Source organism: Chromobacterium piscinae (assembly GCF_021129175.1).
Lineage (GTDB): Bacteria > Pseudomonadota > Gammaproteobacteria > Burkholderiales > Chromobacteriaceae > Chromobacterium > Chromobacterium piscinae.
This window is the reverse complement of sequence record NZ_JAJOHV010000044.1, coordinates 1-19,383: the sequence shown is the minus strand read 5'-3', so window position 1 is coordinate 19,383 and position 19,383 is coordinate 1. Positions and strand designations below refer to the sequence as shown.

Genomic DNA, 19,383 nt, shown 5'->3' with positions numbered 1-19,383 from the left:
GTCCTGCAGCGCCTGCCACAAGGCCAGCCGCGCGCGCTGCCGCGCCGGCGGCGCCTCGCTCAGGCCGGCGTCGGTCAGGACGAACGGCCTGCGGTCAGGCCTGATGACATCGCGGGGCTCGCGCAGCCCGGTGGGCAGCGCGGTGAACAGCGTCTGGCCCAGCGGGTGGTGGTAGTAATCGGACGCGAAGCGCGCCAGCGCGAGAAATTCTTCCGGCAGCGGCGGCAGTCCATCCAAGACGCCATCGATGCTCCGCAATCTGGCGGCGTCGAGCTCGGGCACACCCTCCCCCGGTATCGGCGTGACCACCACGCCACACACCCGGCGATTGCCGAAGGAAACGCTGACTCGGGAGCCTGGCATGACAGGCGATTCAGTCAGGTAGCTGAACGTTCCCGCCAACGGCACATCCACCGCGACCTGAATCCGGACCGGCCCGTTCATGATTGCCCCTCGCCAGATGCAAACCCTGCTGCGACAAGGCTTTGCATCCGCTGTGCACAGATCTTGTGGATAACTTTGTGAACAACCATGGTGATATCGGGCAAAAAGCCGTGAAATCAGTGTTTCCACTAGATTGCACAAAAATTAATCAAACGTAAAATCTCTTTTATTTCAACAACTTACGAATATTAATTTTTTTTAACCGCTGCGCTTGACAAGGTTTGACTCAGGGTCTAGGCAGTGTGCATAACTCGAAGAACACCAGCCCCGGCCGCTGTCAACCCGCATCTTCCCGTAGCCAGGCACCAATATTGTCAACGAGCGAATTTATGCAACAGGAACGATGGCAAGCGGCTGAATACCCCCGGCTTCGGCCATGCGGCCGCTCCCGGGAAAATTAATAAATCATTAAAAAAACAGCATCTTTTAATCAGCTTCGCTCAAAGCGGCAGTCACAACGCACCGACATGGGGCGGCGCGTTTTCCGCCCGCCCCGTTTCGGCGCGTCAGGCCGCGCCGTGATAGCCGCGCGACAGCCGATGCACCGCGTCCACCAGCACGCCGGCGTGGGCCGGATCGGCGAACTGCGAGATGCCGTGGCCCAGATTGAACACGTGGCCGCTGCCCTGACCGTAGCTGGCCAGGATGCGCGCCACTTCGCGCTCGATGGCCGCCGGTTCGGCGAACAGCGCGTTGGGGTCGAAGTTGCCTTGCAGCGCCACCTTGGCGCCGACTCGCGCGCGCGCCTGGCCGATGTCTGTAGTCCAGTCCAGGCCCACGCAATCAGCGCCGATGGCGGCGATGTCTTCCAGCCACTGGCCGCCGCCCTTGGTGAACACGATCACCGGCACCTTGCGGCCATCAGCCTCGCGCTTGAGGCCGGCGACGATGCGCTGCATGTAGGCGAGGGAGAATTCGCGATAGGCGGCATGGCTGAGCGCGCCGCCCCAGGTGTCGAAAATCTGCACCGCCTGCGCGCCGGCGTCGATCTGGGCGTTCAGATAGGCGATCACCGACTGGGTGTTCGCTTCCAGAATGTGGTGCAGCAGTTCCGGGCGGCTGTACAGCATGGCTTTGACGTGGCGGAAGTCGTCGGAGCCGCCGCCCTCCACCATATAGCAGGCAAGCGTGAACGGGCTGCCGGAGAAGCCGATCAGCGGCACGCGTCCGTCCAGCGCCTTGCGGATGCTGGAGACCGCGTCGAACACATACTGCAGCTTGCCCATGTCGGCCGGCTCCAGCGCGCGGATCGCCGCCTCGTCGCGCAGCGGGCGCTGGAACTTCGGCCCCTCGCCCTCGGCGAAATACAGGCCCAGACCCATCGCATCCGGCACGGTCAGGATGTCGGAAAACAAAATGGCCGCGTCCAGCGGAAAACGGTCCAGCGGCTGCAGCGTCACCTCAGTGGCGTAGTCCGGGCTGGTGCACAGGCCCATGAAACTGCCGGCGCGGGCGCGGGTGGCGCGGTATTCCGGCAGGTAGCGGCCGGCCTGGCGCATCATCCAGATCGGAGTGTATTCGACCGGCTCCTTCAGCAGGGCCCGCAGGAAGGTATCGTTTTTCAGCTGGGTCATGGCATCACGCGGCTATGGAAATCAGCGGGCATTATATCCCAGCCGACCCTGCCGCCGGCGCGGACAAATGAAAACGGCCGGAAACCCGGCCGTTGCTCGGTCTTCAGCAGGCGGTCACGCCAATATCTGCCTCAGCACATAGGGCAGAATGCCGCCGTGGCGGTAGTAGTCGACCTCCACCGGCGTGTCGATGCGCAGCGTCAGCGTCAGCCGCCGCTCCTGGCCGCCCGGACTGCGGATCACCAACGTCGCCTGCTGCCGCGGCTTCAGTTCTCCGTCCAGCCCCTCCAGATCGAAAGTCTCGCCGCCGGTAAGACCGGCGGCGCTGTCTCCGCCCTGGAACTGCAAGGGCAGCACGCCCATGCCCACCAGGTTGGAGCGGTGTATCCGCTCGAAGCTCCTGGCGATCACAGCGCGCACGCCGAGCAGCCGCGTGCCCTTGGCCGCCCAGTCGCGGCTGGAGCCGGTGCCGTATTCCTCGCCGGCGAAGATCACGGTCGGCGTGTCCTCGGCCTGGTAGGCCATCGCCGCGTCGTAGATCGACAAGCGCTCGCCGCCCGGCTGGCGCAGCGTCAGCCCCCCCTCCACCGGCCGGCCGTCGGCGTCCGGCGGCAGCATCAGGTTGCGGATGCGCACATTGGCGAAGGTGCCGCGCATCATCACCTCGTGATGGCCGCGGCGCGAGCCGTAGCTGTTGAAATCGACCGGCTTGATGCCCCGCTCCTGCAGATACAGACCAGCCGGCGACGACGGCTTGATGGATCCCGCCGGACTGATGTGGTCGGTGGTGACCGAGTCGCCGAAGATGGCCAGCGCCCGCGCGCCCCGCACCGGTTTGGGCGCGGCCGGGGCCATCGCGAAATCGGCGAAGAACGGCGGCTCGGCAATATAGCTGGACGGCTCCCAGCCATAGGTTTCGCCCGTGGCCGCCGCGATGCCGGCCCACAGCGGATTGGCGTCGGCCAGATCGCGGTACAGCCGGCGGTAGGTTTCGGGATCGGCGGTCTGCGCCAGTGCCGCGCCCACTTCGTCCAAGCTGGGCCAAACCTCGCGCAGGAACACCGGCTGGCCGTCCGCGCCCTCGCCCAGCGGCTCGCGCTCCAGGTCGATGTCGACGCGGCCGGCGATGGCGAAGGCCACCACCAGCGGCGGGCTCATCAGGAAATTGGCCTTGATCGCCGGATGGATGCGCGCCTCGAAATTGCGGTTGCCGGACAGCACCGACGCGCACACCAGATCGCCGGCGGCGATTTCCGACTCGATCGCCGGCGCCAGCGGACCGGCGTTGCCGATACAGGTGGTGCAGCCGTAGGCGACCACGCCGAAGCCCAGCCGCTCCAGCGCCGGCAACAGGCCGGCCTTGGCCAGGTAGTCGGTGACCACCCTTGAGCCCGGGGCCAGCGAGGTCTTGATGTGCGGCGCCACCGTCAGCCCGCGCGCCGCGGCCTTCTGCGCCAGCAGGCCCGCGGCCAGCATCACGCCGGGATTGGAAGTGTTGGTGCAGGAGGTGATCGCCGCGATCAGCACCGAACCGTGCTTCAGGCCTGCGGCGGCCGCGCCGCCCGGCGTCTTGCCGTAGCCGCCGGCGGAGGCCGGCTTCTGCAGCAACTCGCCGAAGCGCGGCTTCAGTTCCGTCAGCGCGATGCGGTCCTGCGGCCGGCGCGGGCCGGCGACGCTGGGCACGATGGACGCCAGGTCCAGCGCCAAGGTCTCGCTGTAATCGATGTCGCCGTCCGACGGCATGCCGAACAGCCGCTGCGCCTGGAAATAGCGGCGGAAGGCGTCCACTTCCTCGGCGCTGCGGCCGGTGGCGGCCAGGTAGTCGGCGGCGCGCTCGTCCGGCGGAAAGAAGCCCATGGTCGCGCCGTACTCCGGCGCCATATTGGCCAGCGTCGCCCGGTCCGGCAACGTCAGCGACGCCGCGCCCTCGCCGAAGAATTCGACGAACTTGCCCACCACATTGGCCTTGCGCAGCAGCTCGGTGACCGCCAGCACTAGGTCGGTGGCGGTGACGCCGGCGGCGAGCCGGCCCTTCAGGTTTACGCCGACCACGTCCGGCGTCAGGAAATACACCGGCTGGCCCAGCATGCCGGCCTCGGCCTCGATGCCGCCGACGCCCCAGCCGACCACGCCCAGCGCGTTGATCATCGTGGTGTGGGAGTCGGTGCCGACCAGCGAGTCCGGGTGGTAGACGTCGCCGTCGCGCAGCACCCCGCGCGCCAGGTATTCCAGGTTCACCTGGTGGACGATGCCGATGCCGGGAGGCACCACCTTGAAGGTGTCGAAGGCCTGCATGCCCCATTTGATGAAGCGATAGCGCTCGGCGTTGCGCTGGAACTCCAGCTTCATGTTCAGATCCAGCGCGCCCGCCTCGCGGAAATGGTCGACCTGCACCGAGTGGTCGACGACCAGGTCCACCGGCACCAGCGGCTCCACCGCCGACGGCGGCTTGCCGAAGCGGGCGGCGACGCCCCGCATCGCAGCCAAATCGCACAGCAGCGGCACGCCGGTGAAATCCTGCAGCACGATGCGGGCGACGACGAAGGGGATTTCCTCGCTGCGTTCGGCCCTGGGCTTCCAGCCGGCCAGTTGCCGCACATGCGCTTCGGTTATACGCTGGCCATCCAGATTGCGCAGCAGCGACTCCAGCACGATGCGCAGCGACACCGGCAGCCGGCCGACGTCGCCGACGCCGAGTTCGGCCAGCGCCGGCAGAGAATGGAAACGGACGCTGTGGCCGGACGCCAATTGGAAATCTCGCAGACTGTCTTGCGCTTGCAGGGACATGGTGAACTCCGGTGAGCGCCGGCCAAAGAGGCCGGCTGGGCCGCGAAGGGCGGATAAGAGCGCATCCGCCGCCTGGGTCTGACATCCTGCATCAGGATAGGTTAGGACCGGTTTTGCCGGCGCAAGTTCGAACAGGAAAGGATGATGGCATGACGAAAACCGTACGCAGCGAAACCGACAGCTTCGGTCCGATCGACGTTCCGGCAAACGCGCTGTGGGGCGCGCAGACCCAACGCTCGCTCGCGCATTTCCATATTTCCAGCGAAAAGATGCCGCCGGAGCTGATCCAGGCGCTGGCCCGGGTCAAGCGCGCCTGCGCCGAGGCCAACCGCGAGCTGGGCAAGCTCGACGACGCCAAGGCCGCCGCCATCGTCGGCGCCGCCGACGAGGTGCTGGCCGGCCGCCACGACGGCGAATTTCCGCTGTCGGTGTGGCAAACCGGCTCCGGCACCCAGAGCAATATGAATATGAACGAGGTGCTGGCCAACCGCGCGTCGGAGCTGCTGGGCGGCCGGCGCGGGCCGGACCGGCTGGTCCACCCCAACGACGACGTCAACCGCGGCCAGTCATCCAACGACATCTTCCCCACCGCGATGCACGTCGCCGCCGCGACGCAAGTGGCCGAGCGGCTGCTGCCGTCGCTGGGCCAGCTGCGGCGCGCGCTGGAAGCCAAGGCCCAGGTCTTCGCCGGCATCGTCAAGATCGGCCGCACCCATCTGCAGGACGCCACGCCGCTGACGCTGGGCCAGGAAATATCCGGCTGGGCGGCGCAGCTGGCGCTGGCCGAGCAGGCGGTGCGCGCGGCACAACCTATGCTATGCCAGCTGGCTGTCGGCGGCACAGCGGTCGGCACCGGCCTCAACACCGATCCGCGCTTCGGCGGCGCGGTGGCGGCCCGGTTGGCCGAGCAATCCGGCCTGCCGTTCCAGAGCGCCGACAACAAGTTCGCCGCGCTGGCCGGCCACGAGCCGCTCGTGTTCGCCCACGGCGCGCTGAAAACGCTGGCCGCGGCGCTGATGAAGATCGCCAACGACATCCGCTGGCTGGGCTCCGGCCCGCGCAGCGGCCTGGGCGAGCTGACGCTGCCGGAGAACGAGCCGGGCAGCTCCATCATGCCCGGCAAGGTCAACCCCACCCAGTGCGAGGCGATGACCATGCTGTGCTGCCAGGTGCTGGGCAACGACGCGGCGCTGGCCATCGGAGCGGCCTCCGGCAATTTCGAACTGAACGTGTTCAAGCCGCTGATCGCGCACAATTTCCTGCAGAGCGTGCGGCTGCTGGCCGACGGCATGGACAGCCTGCGCGAGCACTGCGTGGACGGCATGGAGGCTAACCGCGCGCGCATCGCCGAGCTGATGGAACGCTCGCTGATGCTGGTCACCGCGCTGAATCCGCACATCGGCTACGACAAGGCTGCCGCCATCGCCAAGCACGCCCACCATCACGGCGCCACGCTGCGCGAGGCGGCGCTGGCGCTGGGGCATCTGAGCGCCGAGCAGTTCGATGCCTGGGTCAGGCCCGAAGACATGGTGTGACGCCGGCCAGGAGAACGCTCAGGGATGGAACCACAGCTCGCGCCGCGCCAGCGGCGTGGCTTCCGGCAGCAGCGGATTGGGCAATTCGATGATGGCGCGGCCGGATAGCTTGAGCTCGCGCAGATGGTCGCCGTTGAACGCCTTGAACAGTTGTTCGAAGCTGCCGTCGCGCACGCCCTTCTCCAGCCCTTGCTGCAGCATGCGGGCCAATTCCGGCCGCTGCGGCGAAACAAAGAAATAAAAGGCGGTCGGGTAGTGCAGCAATAGATACGGGTCGAGCATCAGCCCCTTGCTGTTGGGCGAATCCAGCTCCTGCCGCACCTCGATCACGCTGCGCGGGAAGTAATCGTAGCGATGCTGGCGCAGCATGGAGAACAAATTGGGATAGTCAGGGCTGGTCAGCACCGGCAAGCCGGCATGCTGCAGGATCTGGGTATCCGGCCAGTCTTGTCCCTGTCCGGCGCGGAAGGCCGCCAGCTGCGGCAAGGTCTTGACGCTCTTGAGCAGTTGCGGCCGGTCGGCGTTGATCAGCGGCACCCGCCAGCCTATCAGGCCCTTGTCCAGCGGAATGCGCACCGTCAGCAGCTTGCGCTCGCGCTCGCGGCTGGTCATGCCCCAGAACAGATCCACGCGGCTGTCCGGACGCTGCATCTGCTCCATCGCCCGGCCCTGGTTCATGTCGCGGGCGGCCAGCAGCGCGCAGCGCTGCCCCATCTCGCTGCAGGCCAGCTGCAGCAAGGCCTGGATATACGGCCAATGCGGATCGCTGTCGCCGGACACCAGCGCGTAAGTGATGGACACGCCTTCCGCCCGCGCGCACAAACAGCACAGGCACAGCATCCCTATCCGCAGCAATTTCGCCATGTCTCGCCCTTACAGAAGCGCTAAGGCCATTATGGCAACGGTTTACAGCCAGCCCAAGCCTCCTGCCGCGCCGCCCAGCAACAACAGCCACACCGGGTTCCAGTTCCGCTTCCACGCCAGCAGCGCCACCGCGGCGCTCAAGATCCAGCCGCCCAAGTCGCGGTTGGCCGCCTGCAGCAACAGGCACGCGCTGGCGCCCACCAGCCCCACCGTCAGCGGCAGCAGAGCGCGCGACAGCAGCCCGGCCAGGTCGCCGCCCTGGTTGTTCGTCCACCAGCGGGAAACGTAGAAGCTCAACAGCGACGACGGCAAACACATGCCCAGCATGCTGACCAACGCGCCGGCGACGCCGGCCACATGCCAGCCCACCAGGCTGACCACCAGCACATTGGGGCCCGGCGCGGCCTGGGCGATGGCGAACAGCTCGGCGAACTGGCCGGCGCTCATCCAGCCCTCGGCCACCACCAGCCGCTGCAGCTCCGGCAGCAGCACGTTGGCGCCGCCCACCGCCAGCAGCGACATCAGACAGAAATGCCACAGCAGCACCAGCAGAATCATTTCGCCATCCTCCCCCGGCTCAGCCAGGCCAGCGCCAGCGCCAGCGGCGCCGAGGCCAGCAACACCCACAGCAGGGGCAGGCGGAACACCGCGATGGCGGCGAAGGTGGCGGCCACCACCAGCGCACTCCACAGCCGCCGCTCCAGCCTGGACAACAGGCGCAGCGCCATCGCCAGCAGCAGGCCGGCCGCCGCCGCGGCCAGGCCATGCATCACGTGCTCCACCAGCGGCAGCTGGCGGTAGCGGCCGTAGACGGAAGCCAGCAGCAGCACGATGACCATCGGCGCCAAGAGCAGACCGCACACCGCCGCCAGCGCGCCGGACGGCCCATGGAAGCGCGCGCCTATCGACACCGCCATATTGACGATATTGGGACCGGGCAGCACTTGGCACAGGCCCAGCTGCTCGGCGAAGTCGGCCTCTGACAGCCAGCGCCGCTTCAGCACCAGCATGCTGTGCGCCTGCGGCAGCACGCCGCCGAAACCGCTGACGCCGATGGAGAAGAAGCCGGCGAACAGCTCGCGCCGGCTGGGAAGAATCAGATCGCTATGCATGCCTTGACACTACTCGCCGCCGCAGGACTATACAAACGAGAAATGCTGACAGGGGCGGTCACCAGCCCTCACAGCTCGCCCAGCCGCTCGATGATGAAATCGACGAAAACCCGCAGCTTGGGCAAGGGCTGGCGGTCGGCCGGATAGAGCAGGTGCATCGGTTTGGCCTCCGGCAGGTAGCCGTCCAGCAAGGACACCAGTCGCTCCGCCGCCACATCGTCGGCCAGCAGCGTTTCCGCCTGCAAGACGATGCCGGCGCCGGCCAGCGCCATCTGACGCAAGGCCTGGCCCTGATTGCACAGGAAGCGGCTGGAAGGGATTTGCGCGGCGTGCAGCCGGGCCAGCGCGTCCCAGCCGTCGTCGCGCCGCCAGCGGCTGAAGCCCAGGCAATCATGCTCCGCCAGTTGCTCCGGCGTCTCCGGCCTGCCGCGCCGCGCCAGATACGCCGGCGACGCGGCGATCATCATCCGGTACGGCTTAAGGCGGCGCGCCACCAGGCCGGAATCGGCCAGATGGCCGATGCGGAACACCGCGTCGTAGCCTTCTGCCACCAGATCCACCAGTTGATCGCTCAGCTCCAGCTCCACGCCGATCTCCGGATAGCGCGCCATGAACTCCGCCAGCAAGGGCGCCAGCCTCAACGTGCCGAAGGTCACCGAGGCATTGACGCGCAGCACGCCGCGCGGCTGCTCCCTGAGCAAGGCGGCGGCGTCATCGGCAGCGGCCAGATCGGCCAGGATGGCGCGGCAGCGCTGGTAGTAATGCTGTCCCAGCTCGGTCAACTGCTGGCGACGGGTGGTGCGCACCAGCAACTTGCCGCCCAACCGCGCCTCCAGCGCGGCGATATGCTTGCCGACCATGGGCTGGGACAACCGGTGGGCATCGGCGGCAGCCGTGAAGCTGCCCTTGTCCACCACCGCGACGAATAATTCCATGCTGAGCAGGCGATCCACCGATTAAAAACTCCAGGTTATCAATCCTGTTCATCATAGCGGATTAATCAATCCAGGGAATCCGCGCACACTGCAGGCATCGCAACCTGCAATGGAGAACACCCATGAAGATTCTGCTAGTAGGCGCCAGCGGCACGTTGGGCCGCGCCGTGCATCAGGCCTTGTCCCACCATCAGGTAATCACCGCCGGCCGCGGCAGCGGCGATCTGCGCGTCGACATCACCGACACCGCCAGCGTGCAGCGGATGTTCGAGCAGGCCGGCCGACTGGACGCCATCGTCAGCGCCACCGGCAGCCTGCACTTCGGTCCGCTGGCGGAGATGACCGCCGCCGACTTCCGCATCGGCCTGAACGACAAGCTGCTGGGCCAGATCGACTTGGCGCTGGCCGGCCAGCACTATCTGAACGACGGCGGCTCGATCACGCTGACCAGCGGCATCGTCAGCGCACAGCCGATACGCCACGGCGCCAACGCCACTGCGGTCAATCGCGCGCTGGAGGGCTTCGCCGCCGCCGCCGCGCTGGAGCTGGGCCGCAACCGCCGCATCAATGTGGTCAGCCCCAATGTGCTACGGGAGTCATGGGATGGCTACGCGCCCTACTTCCCGGGCTTCGAAGCGGTGCCGGCCGCGCGCGCCGCGCTGGCCTACGTGCGCAGCGTGGAAGGCATCGCCAACGGCCAGACGCTTACCGTGTGGTAGGCCGCGCCATGACTGAGGAGAAACCGCATATGAAAATACTGCTAGTCGGCGCGAACGGAACCATAGGACGCGCGGTGCGACAAGCGCTGTCCCGCCATCAAGTTCTGGCCGCCGGCCGCGACAGCGGAGAGCTGCGCGTCGACATGAGCCAGCCTGACAGCATACGGGCGCTGTTCGAACGCACAGGCAACGTCGACGCCATCGTCAGCGCCGCCGGACTGCTGCACCTGGGGCCGCTGGCAGAGATGACGCCCGAGCAATTCCGCATCGGCCTGGACAGCAAATTGATGGGCCAGGTGAACCTGGCCCTGATAGGCCAGCATTTTCTCAATGCCGGCGGCTCCATCACCTTGACCAGCGGCATGGGCAATGAAATCCCGCTGCGCCACGGCAGCAACGCCTGCGCCGTCAACGCCGCGATAGAGGGCTTCGCCCGCGGCGCGGCGGTGGAGCTGGCGGCCGGGCTGCGCATCAACGCGGTTTGCCCAAGCGTGCTGCAGGAGTCATGGGAGCCGTTGCAAAGCTACTTCCCGGGTTTCGAGGCCGTGCCGGCGGCTCGCGTCGCCCGCGCCTATCAACGCAGTGTAGAGGGCGTGGAGACCGGGCAGGTTTTCAAAGTCTGGTAAATCGCCAACCCCAAAGGAGAAAACGCATGTATCTACTCAACATCAGCTATATCCGCAAACCCGCCGAAGTGGAAGCGCACATCCCAAGCCACGGAGAATGGGTAAAACGCCACCTGGCTTCGGGCAATATCCTATTCGCCGGCCCCAAGCAAAGCGGCTTGGGCGGCGTCATCCTGGCTCGGTCCATGCCCAAGGCGGCGCTGCTTGCGATACTGGGGGAGGATTCATACCTCCAGCACGACGTCGCCGAGTATCAGATCATCGACTTCGACATCAAGGCGGCTCGAGAAGATCTGCAAACGCTGCTCGCCTGAGACAGCATCCCCGCAGCTGTCGAGGCTAGGTCCGTTCAACGCGGCCGCTTCTCCAAATGCAAAAGCGGAAACGGCCTGCCGGCGCCATCCCGCGCCGAGCGGCCCCGCACCTCGAAACCCATGCGCCGATAGAAAGCCAGCGCCTCGGGGTTATCCTCGTTGGCATCCACCTTGCATGCCGACAGCGCGTCGACCGCATGCTCCAGCAAGGCCCGCCCCAACCCGCGGCCGCGGCTGGCGGGGTCGATGAACAGCATTTCCAGCTTGCCGTCCATGGTTCCGGCGAAACCGGCGACTCCGCCCTCGTCGTTTCTGGCCACGCGAAGGGCCAGGCCGATGGATGCCGCCGCCTCGAAAGTGGCCATCACTTCGGGACGGATTTCGGCGATATCATCCTCGCCGAGAAAATGATGGGTGGCGCGCACCGAGAGCTCCCACAACTGGAGCATGTCGGAATAATCGGCAGGCGCGGGCGCGTCAATGATGATGGACATCTTAACTCCTCTTCACTAAAGAACAAGCCGCCTCCCGGCGGCGGAAACCTCATCGTAGCGGCCAAGCCCGCATCCTGGCCAGCCTATACTGCATCAGCCGCCAAGCACAGGATGCCGCGATGAAAGCCAAACTGTGGAGCGGGCTGGCGCTGCTGCTATGCCTGCCCCTTCTCCATGCCGAGCCGATACCGGCGTACAGCCAGGCGATAGAGCCCTGGGGCGATCCAGCCAGCGGCGACGGCCTGACGCCGCGCTTCCTGAGCTGGCTGGCCGAACAAAGCGGCCTGCGGCTGAAGCAGGGCACCCGGCCGCTGCCGCGGCTGGTGGAGGACATGAAAGCCGGCCGCGACGCGCTGGCGCTGATCACCGCGTCGCCGGAGCGGGACGCCTTCGGGCTCGAGCTGTGCCGCCCCGCCGACATCCGCCTGTCCGTGGTCTACCGCCTCGGGGCACGCGAGCTGCGAGCCGCCGATCTGAAACTTCGCCCGGTCGGCATCTTGCGCGGCACCCATACGCTGGACGCCTTCATCGCCCAAAACGGCGCCGAGCCGGTGCTGGTCAGCGACATGCGCCAGGGGCTGGGCATGCTGCGCATCGCCCGGCTGGACGCGATGATGTGCGTGCGTCCGGGCTGCGGCCGCGTGTTGCGCGAGATTTCCGCCCCCGCAGACCGCTGGGCGGAGCTAGCGATCAGCCGCGAACCGATGGCTGTCTATGTGTCGCGCGGCCATCCCTTGTCAAAGGACCCGGCAGCCTTGGCGCGGTTGAAAGCGGCCTGCGTCTCGCCCGAGGGCCGCGCCAAGATGGCGGAGTTGCTCGCTCGCTTCGACTAGCCGTGAAAAACCCCGCCGGCCTTCTCAGGCGGGCGGGGTTGAGGGCATGCGGATCTGCCGCGCTCAGATATCGGCTTCCACCTCGTTGCCCTTGGCCTCCATCCAACCGCGGCGGCTGGACGCCTCGCCCTTGCCCATCAGCATCACGAACATGTCCAGCGTCTGCTGCAGCATGCCGGGGCGCACCTGCACCTTGACCAAGCGGCGGGTATCCGGGTTCATCGTGGTGTCCTTCAACTGCTCCGGGTTCATCTCGCCCAGGCCCTTGAAGCGGGAGATGCTCCACGCGCTCTCGCGCACGCCCTCGCTGCGCAGACGGTCGAGAATGGCGGTCATCTCGCCCTCGTCCAGCGCGTACAGCTTGCGCGGCGGGCGGGTCTTGCCCTGTCCCGGCACATCGACCCGGAACAGCGGCGGCTGGGCGATGTAGATGTTGCCGTTTTCCACCAGGCGCGGGAAATGGCGGAAGAACAGCGTCAGCAGCAGCACCTGGATGTGGGAGCCGTCGACGTCGGCGTCGGACAAGATGGCGATCTTGCCGTAGCGCTGGCCGGACAGGTCGGGCGAATCGTTCGGGCCGTGCGGGTCCACGCCGATAGCCACCGAGATGTCGTGGATTTCGGCATTGGAGAACAATTGGTCGCGGTCGGTCTCCCAGCTGTTCAGCACCTTGCCGCGCAGCGGCAGGATGGCCTGGTATTCCTTGTCGCGCGCCAGCTTGGCCGAGCCGCCGGCGGAGTCGCCCTCCACCAGGAACAGCTCGTTGCGCTCGATGTCCTCGCTCTCGCAGTCGGTCAGCTTGCCCGGCAGCACCGCCACGCCGGAACCCTTCTTCTTCTCCACCTTCTTGACCGACTTGAGGCGGCTCTGCGCCTGGCGGATCGCCAGCTCGGCGATCTTCTTGCCGGCTTCCACGTGCTGGTTCAGCCACAGCTCGACCGGATCGCGCGCCAAGCCGGAAATCAGCTTCAGCGCGTCGCGGCTGGTCAGCTTGTCCTTGGTCTGGCCCTGGAACTGCGGGTCCAGCACGCGGGCGGACAGCACGAAGCGCACGCGGCTCCATACGTCCTCGGCCATCAGCTTGACGCCGCGCGGCAGCAGGTTGTGGTGGTCGATGAAGCTCTTCACCGCGTCGTAAACGCCGGCGCGCAGGCCGGCCTCGTGCGTGCCGCCCACCGGCGTCGGGATCAGGTTGACGTAGCTCTCGCCGCTGGCGCCGTCCTCGAACCAGGCCATCGCCCACTGCGCGCCCTCGCCCTTGGCGAACTGCTCATGGTCGTCGCCGATATAGGCTTCGCCGGCGAACAGCGGCGCCACAGGCTCGTCGTCGCCGCACAGTTCGGCCAGGTAGCTCTTCAAGCCTTCCGGATACTGCCATGCCTTCACTTCGTCGCCGCTCGGCTTCTCCACCGTCAGCGTCACCGCCACGCCGGGGAGCAGCACCGCCTTGGCGCGCAGCAGGCGCTCCAGCTCCTGCATCGAATAACGCGGGCTTTCGAAATACTTGCCGTCCGGCCACACCCGCACCCGGGTGCCGCTGGTGCGCGGGCCGCACTCGCCGATGCGGGCCAGCGGTTCGATCACGTCGCCGCCGGAGAACACCAGGCGGTGCACGCCGCCTTCGCGCTTCACCTCCACCTCCAGGCGGGTGGAAAGCGCGTTGGTCACCGATACGCCGACGCCGTGCAGGCCGCCGGAGAAAGCGTATGCGCCGCCGTCCTTCTTGTTGAACTTGCCGCCGGCGTGCAGCCGGGTATACACCAGCTCCACCACCGCCACGCCTTCCTGCGGATGCAGGCCCACCGGGATGCCGCGGCCGTCATCCTCGACGCTGAGCGAGCCATCCTGATGCACAGTGACAGCGATCTTGCGCGCAAAGCCGCCCAGCGCCTCGTCGGCGGCGTTGTCTATCACTTCTTGGCAGATGTGGGTGGGGTCGGTGGTGCGGGTGTACATGCCGGGCCGCTCTTTTACCGGCTCCAGCCCCTTCAGCACCCGTACCGAGGATTCGTCGTATTGTTGTTGAGTCATGTGGTCTTGCCCTGTCGGCGCGTCACGTCGACGCCGCCCGCTACGGGCGGCACAAATGAAGACAGCGGGCATCGCCCGCCGTCGCTGTACTGCAAAAAGCGTCGTTCGCCGCTCACTGCTCGCTCTGGGTGGAGGTGCGCGCCAAGTAGGCGTGATGGCTCTCCACGCCGCGCAGGAAGCGCGCCAGTTCGGACAGCGCGCGCTCGTAAACGTCGTGCTTGAACTCGATCACCGCGTCCACCGGCGCCCAGTAGTCGTTCCAACGCCAGCCATCGAACTCCGGATGGTTGGTCGCGCGCAGGCAAACGTCGCTGTCCCGCCCCACCAGCCTGAGCAGGAACCAGATCTGCTTCTGGCCCTTGTAACTGCCGCGCCATTCGCGGCGTACCCAATTCGTCGGCACCTCGTAACGCAGCCAATCTCGGGTGCGTCCCAAGATCTTCACGTGCTGAGGCAACAAGCCCACCTCTTCCAGCAGTTCGCGGTACATCGCGGCTTCCGGGCTTTCGCCCGGCTTGATGCCGCCCTGCGGGAACTGCCAGGAATGCTCGCGCACGCGCTTGCCCCAGAACACCTCGTTTTTGGCGTTGGTGAGGATGATTCCGACGTTTGGGCGGTATCCGTCCCGGTCCAGCATGGAAAAAACCTGCAATTCGTTAGTTACCGAATTTTTGCACATTTCAGGCCGCCTTGCCACGCGCGCCGGCTCCGTCCCCGCCTCAATGCCGCTTGACCCATATCACCATGGCCAGGCGGGCACTCCCCCAAACCGCCCAAACGATGCTACGATTCGCCGATTGAACGTCATTCCACTGCGCATTCATGGCAACCCTGCTGAACCGACCCACACTGTCCCGCCTGACCTGGCTGCCACTGCGGCCCGAGGACTTCACCACGCTGCTGCAGACGGCCGATTTCCGCCTCCGTCTGCTGGAGGCCATCGCGGCGGCGACGCGGCGGGTTTACCTGTGCGCGCTCTACCTGGAAAACGAAGAGGCCGGCCAGGAAATCCTGGACGCGCTGTATCAGGCCAAGCAGCGCTGCCCGCAGCTGGACGTGAGGGTGATGGTGGACTGGCACCGCGCGCAGCGCGGCCGCATCGGCGAAGATCAGTCCCATTGCAATGCAAGCTGGTATCGGGAAGAAGCGTTGCGCCGCGATCTGGACATCCCGATCTACGGCGTGCCGGTGCAGACGCGCGAACTATTCGGCGTGCTTCACTTGAAGGGCTTCGTCATCGACGACACCGTGTTCTACAGCGGCGCCAGCCTGAACAACGTCTACCTGCACAAGCTGGACAAATATCGCTTCGACCGCTACCACTTGCTCCGCAGTCCCGAGTTGGCCGATGCGATGGCAGGCTTCATGAATGAGCAGTTTTTCAACGACCCCGCCGTGTTCCGCCTGGACAAGCCCACGCCGTCCACCCGCAGCATACGCAAGGAAATCCGCCAGTTCCGCGACAAGCTGGCCCACAGTCAGTACCGCCCCTCCATGGACCGCATCGCCGCGCCCAACGATCTGGCGGTCAGCCCCGTGGTCGGCATCGGCAAGGGCAATCGGCTCAACCGTGCGATCCTGGACGTGATCGCCAGCGCCCAGCGCCGCTTGTTCATCTGCACGCCTTATTTCAATTTCCCGCGCGCGGTGGTGCTGGAAATCAACCGAGCGCTGCGCCGCGGCGTGGAAATCGACATCGTGGTCGGCGACAAGACCGCCAACGACTTCTACATCCCGCCGGAACAGCCGTTCCGCGTGATAGGCGCGCTGCCCTATCTGTACGAAATGAACCTGCGCCGTTTCGCCAAGCGCCAGCGCCAATACCTGAGCCGGGAACAGCTGCGCATCCACCTGTGGAAGGACGGCGATAACACCTACCACCTGAAAGGCATCTGGAGCGACGACCGCTACATTCTGCTGACCGGCAACAACCTGAACCCGAGGGCTTTCCGCCTTGACCTGGAAAACGCGCTGCTGCTGCGCGATCCGCAAGGCACCCTGCGCGGGCAGAGCGATGCCGAACAGCAAAGCATCCTCCGTCATGCCTCGCCGCTCTCGCATTACCGCCAGCTCGAAGACGTGCGGGCCTATCCCGAACAGATCAAGAAGCTGCTCACCCGGCTAAGCCGGGTGAGAATAGACCGGATGCTGAACCTGATGTTGTAAGCGCCTCCCACAGCCCCGCTCCCGCGGGGTTTTTTACTGCTCTCGGCTATGATTAAGCGGTGAACTGGAGTCAATGTGGAGAGGCCGATGCGCGCCGCCGTCGACGTGAAAACCGCCAATCTCGCCGTCGGCCACGACTACGCCGAGAAATGGCAGGAAGTGCTGGACTTGCTGGCCAGGCTGATGCGCATCCCGGCGGCGCTGATCATGCGGGTGCAGCCGCCGCGGATCAAGGTCTTCCTGTCCAGCCGCAGCGACGGCAATCCCTACGAAGAAGACGAACTGGCCGACCTGGGCACCGGCCTCTACTGCGAAACCGTGATGGCTCGCCGCGGCGAGCTCATCGTCCCCAACGCCCTGTCCGACCGCGACTGGGACCACAACCCCGACATCAAGCTGGGCATGATCTCCTATATGGGTCTGCCGCTGGTCTGGCCCAATCAGGACGTGTTCGGCACCATCTGCGTGCTCGACAGCGAGGAAAACCCCTACAACGCCACCTACCGCCAGCTGCTGGCGCAGTTCCGAGCAATGGTGGAACGCGACCTCAGGCAAATCTACAACGACAAGGCGCGCGCGGAAGAAGACGCCGCGCTGCGCGCCGACGAGGCCGAGCGGGTCCGCCGGGAGTTCGAACGGCTGCGCGCCGGCGAGCGCAAGGCGCTGCAAGCATTGCGCGAGAGCGAGGAACGCTGGCACTTCGCGCTGGAAGGCGCCGGCGACGGCGTATGGGACTGGGACCTATCCGAGGGAGGCGTCTTCCTCTCCAGCCGCTGCCAGCAGCTGCTAGGCCTCTTTCCGGCCGAAATCGCCGACTTCCAGTTGTGGCAGACCCGCATGCATCCCGACGAGCTTCCCGCCGTCCAGGCCGAGTTGGCGGACTATCTCCAGCGGCCGGAAGGCTCTTTCGTCTCGGAACATCGCTTCCGCAGAGGCGATGAATGGATCTGGCTATTGGCGCGCGGCATGGTGGTCAGCCTGGATATCCACGGCCGCCCCTTGCGGATGATAGGCACCTATTCCGACATCACCGCACGCAAGCAGGCTGAAACAGAGCTGCAACTGCTTAACAATCATCTGGAAGAAAGAGTCGCGGCGCGCGGCGCCGAGCTGCAAGCGGCGATGCAGCAGATCAGCATCGCCGAAAAGCAGGCGGCGCTGGCGCGGATGGTGGCCGGCATGGCCCACGAGCTGAACACGCCGATAGGCAATGTGCTGCTGTGCTCGTCTCAGATGCGCGCCGACATCGGAGCCATCGCCGCCGACGACGCGGAAAAACGCCTATCTCGCAAGGGCTTGCAGGAGTTTTTGCAAAAAGCCGGCGAAACCTGCGAGCTGCTGCAACGCAATAGCGAACAGGCCGGAGACCTGATCGGCCGGTTCAAGCAGATCGCGGTCGACCAGCTGGGCCAGCCCAAACGCAGTTTCCACCCCGCCAAAGTCATGGCCAATCTGCTGGAGACGCTATTGCCGGCCGAGCACCATCCCCACATCCGGATTGAGCTGCGGATTCCCGCCGACCTGGTCATTGAAAACTACCCCAGCGCGCTGGAACAACTGGTTTCCCATCTAGTGGCCAACACCCTGGCCCATGGCTTCGACGAAAAAGGCGGCGGTGCCATCCGCATCGACATCGGACGCGATCAGGACGAACTCACCCTGATCTACGCCGACGACGGCAAGGGCATCGGCCACGATCTTCAAAGCAAGGTATTCGACCCCTTCTTCACCACCCGGATGGGCCAAGGCGGCATGGGACTGGGACTAGCGCTGGTCCATAACATCGTCCAGGCCATCCTGAAAGGACGCATCCGCCTGGAGAGCGAGCCCGGACGGGGAGCCGCCTTCATCATCACCTTTCCGGCAAATCCCAGCTAGTCCGCGCCCAGCTCGGGGCCTCGCCTCTCCGCTTCATCCTCGCGGGACGGCAATGGTTTCACCTCCTGCAGGCGCTGGTAGTCGACATGATCGTTTTCATCCTCGTCGGTGTAGATCAGGTCGGCGAAGGCGTGATTCCAGCGAATATCCTGATGCGAAAAAGTGTGCCGGGCCACCATAGGCTGGATGGTGGTCTCGTCGATGCCATTGACCGACAAGATCAATTGCGCGCGGGTCGCCGCCAGCGCTGCCGCATCGCGCTGGTGCAAAGGGCTGCGCTCGTCTATCTTGTGCACCAGCGTCCATCCCAACACAAACATCGGATGCTGGTCGCGCACCAGGTCCAGGTCATACAGCTTGCGAAAAGTCGTCCCTTCCGCCGTGGTCTCATGCTGCAGCAACCGCAGCCGGGCGCTGGCGTCGATGATCACATTGTTGCGGGCATTGGCCGCGCGCAGCATCAGCACCGGCTCGCCGTTCAGGGGCCGCACCACCGGGTTATTGGTAAACACGATGCGCGCCCTGGGCCGCGAAAAACGCGCGAACGTCATGCCGGTGATCAGCGCGATGCTCATCATGCCGATGAAGATCTCCAGCATTGAAACCCAGTGGGTATACAGCGTCTGCGGATGCATGTCGCCGTAGCCGACGGTGGCGAGGGTCTCAACGCTGAAAAAGAAGGCGCCGAGAAAACCTTGCGGAAACTGGTTGGCGATGCCACCGGGCTGCAATTGATAGAGCCCGGCGAACAGCAGATTCAATGCGATGAAGGACGCGGCGATAAACAAATAAAAATGCGGCCAACTGATGGTCATGCAGTAATGGTAGAGATCGTGCAGGGAATGCCGAGGCAGGCTGTGAATGAACAGGCTGCGCCCGCCTGCGTCTATTCGCCGCGCCGGCTTGCTTGTGCGAGGGGCCATCTGCTGCGTCCTTGGATACGGATGGCTGATTGTGTGAGGGATGCCGACGGGCGTCAACGACGCGCCGCTCGAGCGGATGCGAAGCCCGCCAATGGCCGCCCACAAACGCCGCAGCCCCGCCGGGGACCGGTCGGGGCTGCTTCGGAGG

18 protein-coding genes are annotated in these 19,383 nt (G+C 65.8%); 7 read left to right on the top strand and 11 right to left on the bottom strand.

The window, feature by feature from the left end:
* From LQR33_RS12905 to acnA, 3 genes are all read right to left on the bottom strand, one after another.
* On the bottom strand, nt 1-444 hold a 444-nt coding region (locus LQR33_RS12905), incomplete at its 3' end, for a primosomal protein N' family DNA-binding protein (protein ID WP_462476154.1).
* Nucleotides 445-950: 506 nt separating this feature from the next.
* On the bottom strand, nt 951-2,018 hold the full coding sequence (gene hemE, locus LQR33_RS12900) for a uroporphyrinogen decarboxylase (protein WP_231469243.1): 1,068 nt from the start codon (nt 2,016-2,018) through the stop codon (nt 951-953).
* A 114-nt stretch (nt 2,019-2,132) separates the two neighbouring features.
* Nucleotides 2,133-4,805 (bottom strand): aconitate hydratase AcnA, encoded by a 2,673-nt coding sequence (acnA, locus tag LQR33_RS12895; protein WP_231469241.1) that lies wholly within the window; start codon nt 4,803-4,805, stop codon nt 2,133-2,135.
* A gap of 149 nt (nt 4,806-4,954) precedes the next feature.
* On the opposite strand from acnA, the gene fumC reads away from it, so the two are divergent.
* On the top strand, nt 4,955-6,340 hold the full coding sequence (gene fumC / locus LQR33_RS12890) for a class II fumarate hydratase (RefSeq protein ID WP_221663682.1): 1,386 nt from the start codon (nt 4,955-4,957) through the stop codon (nt 6,338-6,340).
* Between the two features lie 18 nt (nt 6,341-6,358).
* Here fumC and LQR33_RS12885 read toward each other — a convergent pair whose 3' ends face one another.
* The 4 genes from LQR33_RS12885 to LQR33_RS12870 form a co-directional block, all read right to left on the bottom strand.
* A complete protein-coding gene (locus LQR33_RS12885; RefSeq protein WP_231469239.1) occupies nt 6,359-7,204 on the bottom strand; it encodes a transporter substrate-binding domain-containing protein in 846 nt (281 codons plus the stop codon).
* 42 nt (nt 7,205-7,246) lie between these two features.
* Entirely contained in the window at nt 7,247-7,762 is a 516-nt protein-coding gene (locus tag LQR33_RS12880; protein ID WP_231469238.1) for a chromate transporter, read from the bottom strand.
* A complete protein-coding gene (locus LQR33_RS12875; protein WP_021477457.1) occupies nt 7,759-8,316 on the bottom strand; it encodes a chromate transporter in 558 nt (185 codons plus the stop codon). The genes LQR33_RS12880 and LQR33_RS12875 overlap by 4 nt, the downstream gene beginning before the upstream one ends.
* Before the next feature lie 68 nt (nt 8,317-8,384).
* A complete protein-coding gene (locus tag LQR33_RS12870) occupies nt 8,385-9,251 on the bottom strand; it encodes a LysR family transcriptional regulator (RefSeq protein WP_231469236.1) in 867 nt (288 codons plus the stop codon).
* Nucleotides 9,252-9,373: 122 nt separating this feature from the next.
* On the opposite strand from LQR33_RS12870, the gene LQR33_RS12865 reads away from it, so the two are divergent.
* From LQR33_RS12865 to LQR33_RS12855, 3 genes are read left to right on the top strand one after another with little or no spacing between them, the layout of a single operon-like run.
* A complete protein-coding gene (locus tag LQR33_RS12865) occupies nt 9,374-9,970 on the top strand; it encodes a short chain dehydrogenase (protein ID WP_166439045.1) in 597 nt (198 codons plus the stop codon).
* Nucleotides 9,971-9,999: 29 nt separating this feature from the next.
* Complete coding sequence (locus LQR33_RS12860; RefSeq protein ID WP_104946298.1) at nt 10,000-10,596, top strand: short chain dehydrogenase; 597 nt, start codon at nt 10,000-10,002, stop codon at nt 10,594-10,596.
* Between the two features lie 26 nt (nt 10,597-10,622).
* A complete protein-coding gene (locus tag LQR33_RS12855) occupies nt 10,623-10,910 on the top strand; it encodes a YciI family protein (protein ID WP_166439046.1) in 288 nt (95 codons plus the stop codon).
* Between the two features lie 35 nt (nt 10,911-10,945).
* Here the strand turns inward: LQR33_RS12855 and LQR33_RS12850 are convergent, their stop codons facing one another.
* Nucleotides 10,946-11,404, bottom strand: coding sequence for a GNAT family N-acetyltransferase (locus LQR33_RS12850; protein ID WP_231469233.1), 459 nt, complete (start codon nt 11,402-11,404; stop codon nt 10,946-10,948).
* Nucleotides 11,405-11,523: 119 nt separating this feature from the next.
* Here LQR33_RS12850 and LQR33_RS12845 point away from each other — a divergent pair, with 119 nt between their 5' ends.
* Nucleotides 11,524-12,237 (top strand): type 2 periplasmic-binding domain-containing protein, encoded by a 714-nt coding sequence (locus LQR33_RS12845; protein ID WP_231469231.1) that lies wholly within the window; start codon nt 11,524-11,526, stop codon nt 12,235-12,237.
* Nucleotides 12,238-12,300: 63 nt separating this feature from the next.
* On the opposite strand, the gene parE is transcribed toward LQR33_RS12845, so the two are convergent.
* Together parE and LQR33_RS12835 are read right to left on the bottom strand one after the other, a co-directional pair.
* Nucleotides 12,301-14,268 (bottom strand): DNA topoisomerase IV subunit B, encoded by a 1,968-nt coding sequence (gene parE, locus LQR33_RS12840; RefSeq protein ID WP_166439049.1) that lies wholly within the window; start codon nt 14,266-14,268, stop codon nt 12,301-12,303.
* A gap of 112 nt (nt 14,269-14,380) precedes the next feature.
* A complete protein-coding gene (locus tag LQR33_RS12835) occupies nt 14,381-14,905 on the bottom strand; it encodes an RNA pyrophosphohydrolase (RefSeq protein WP_031296470.1) in 525 nt (174 codons plus the stop codon).
* 185 nt (nt 14,906-15,090) lie between these two features.
* Here LQR33_RS12835 and pssA point away from each other — a divergent pair, with 185 nt between their 5' ends.
* Both pssA and LQR33_RS12825 read left to right on the top strand, forming a co-directional pair.
* A complete protein-coding gene (gene pssA / locus LQR33_RS12830; RefSeq protein ID WP_166439050.1) occupies nt 15,091-16,434 on the top strand; it encodes a CDP-diacylglycerol--serine O-phosphatidyltransferase in 1,344 nt (447 codons plus the stop codon).
* Between the two features lie 87 nt (nt 16,435-16,521).
* A complete protein-coding gene (locus tag LQR33_RS12825; RefSeq protein WP_166439051.1) occupies nt 16,522-18,312 on the top strand; it encodes an ATP-binding protein in 1,791 nt (596 codons plus the stop codon).
* Here LQR33_RS12825 and LQR33_RS12820 read toward each other — a convergent pair.
* The coding region (locus LQR33_RS12820; RefSeq protein WP_231469229.1) for an ion channel at nt 18,309-19,383 on the bottom strand (1,075 nt) is incomplete at its 5' end. The genes LQR33_RS12825 and LQR33_RS12820 overlap by 4 nt on opposite strands.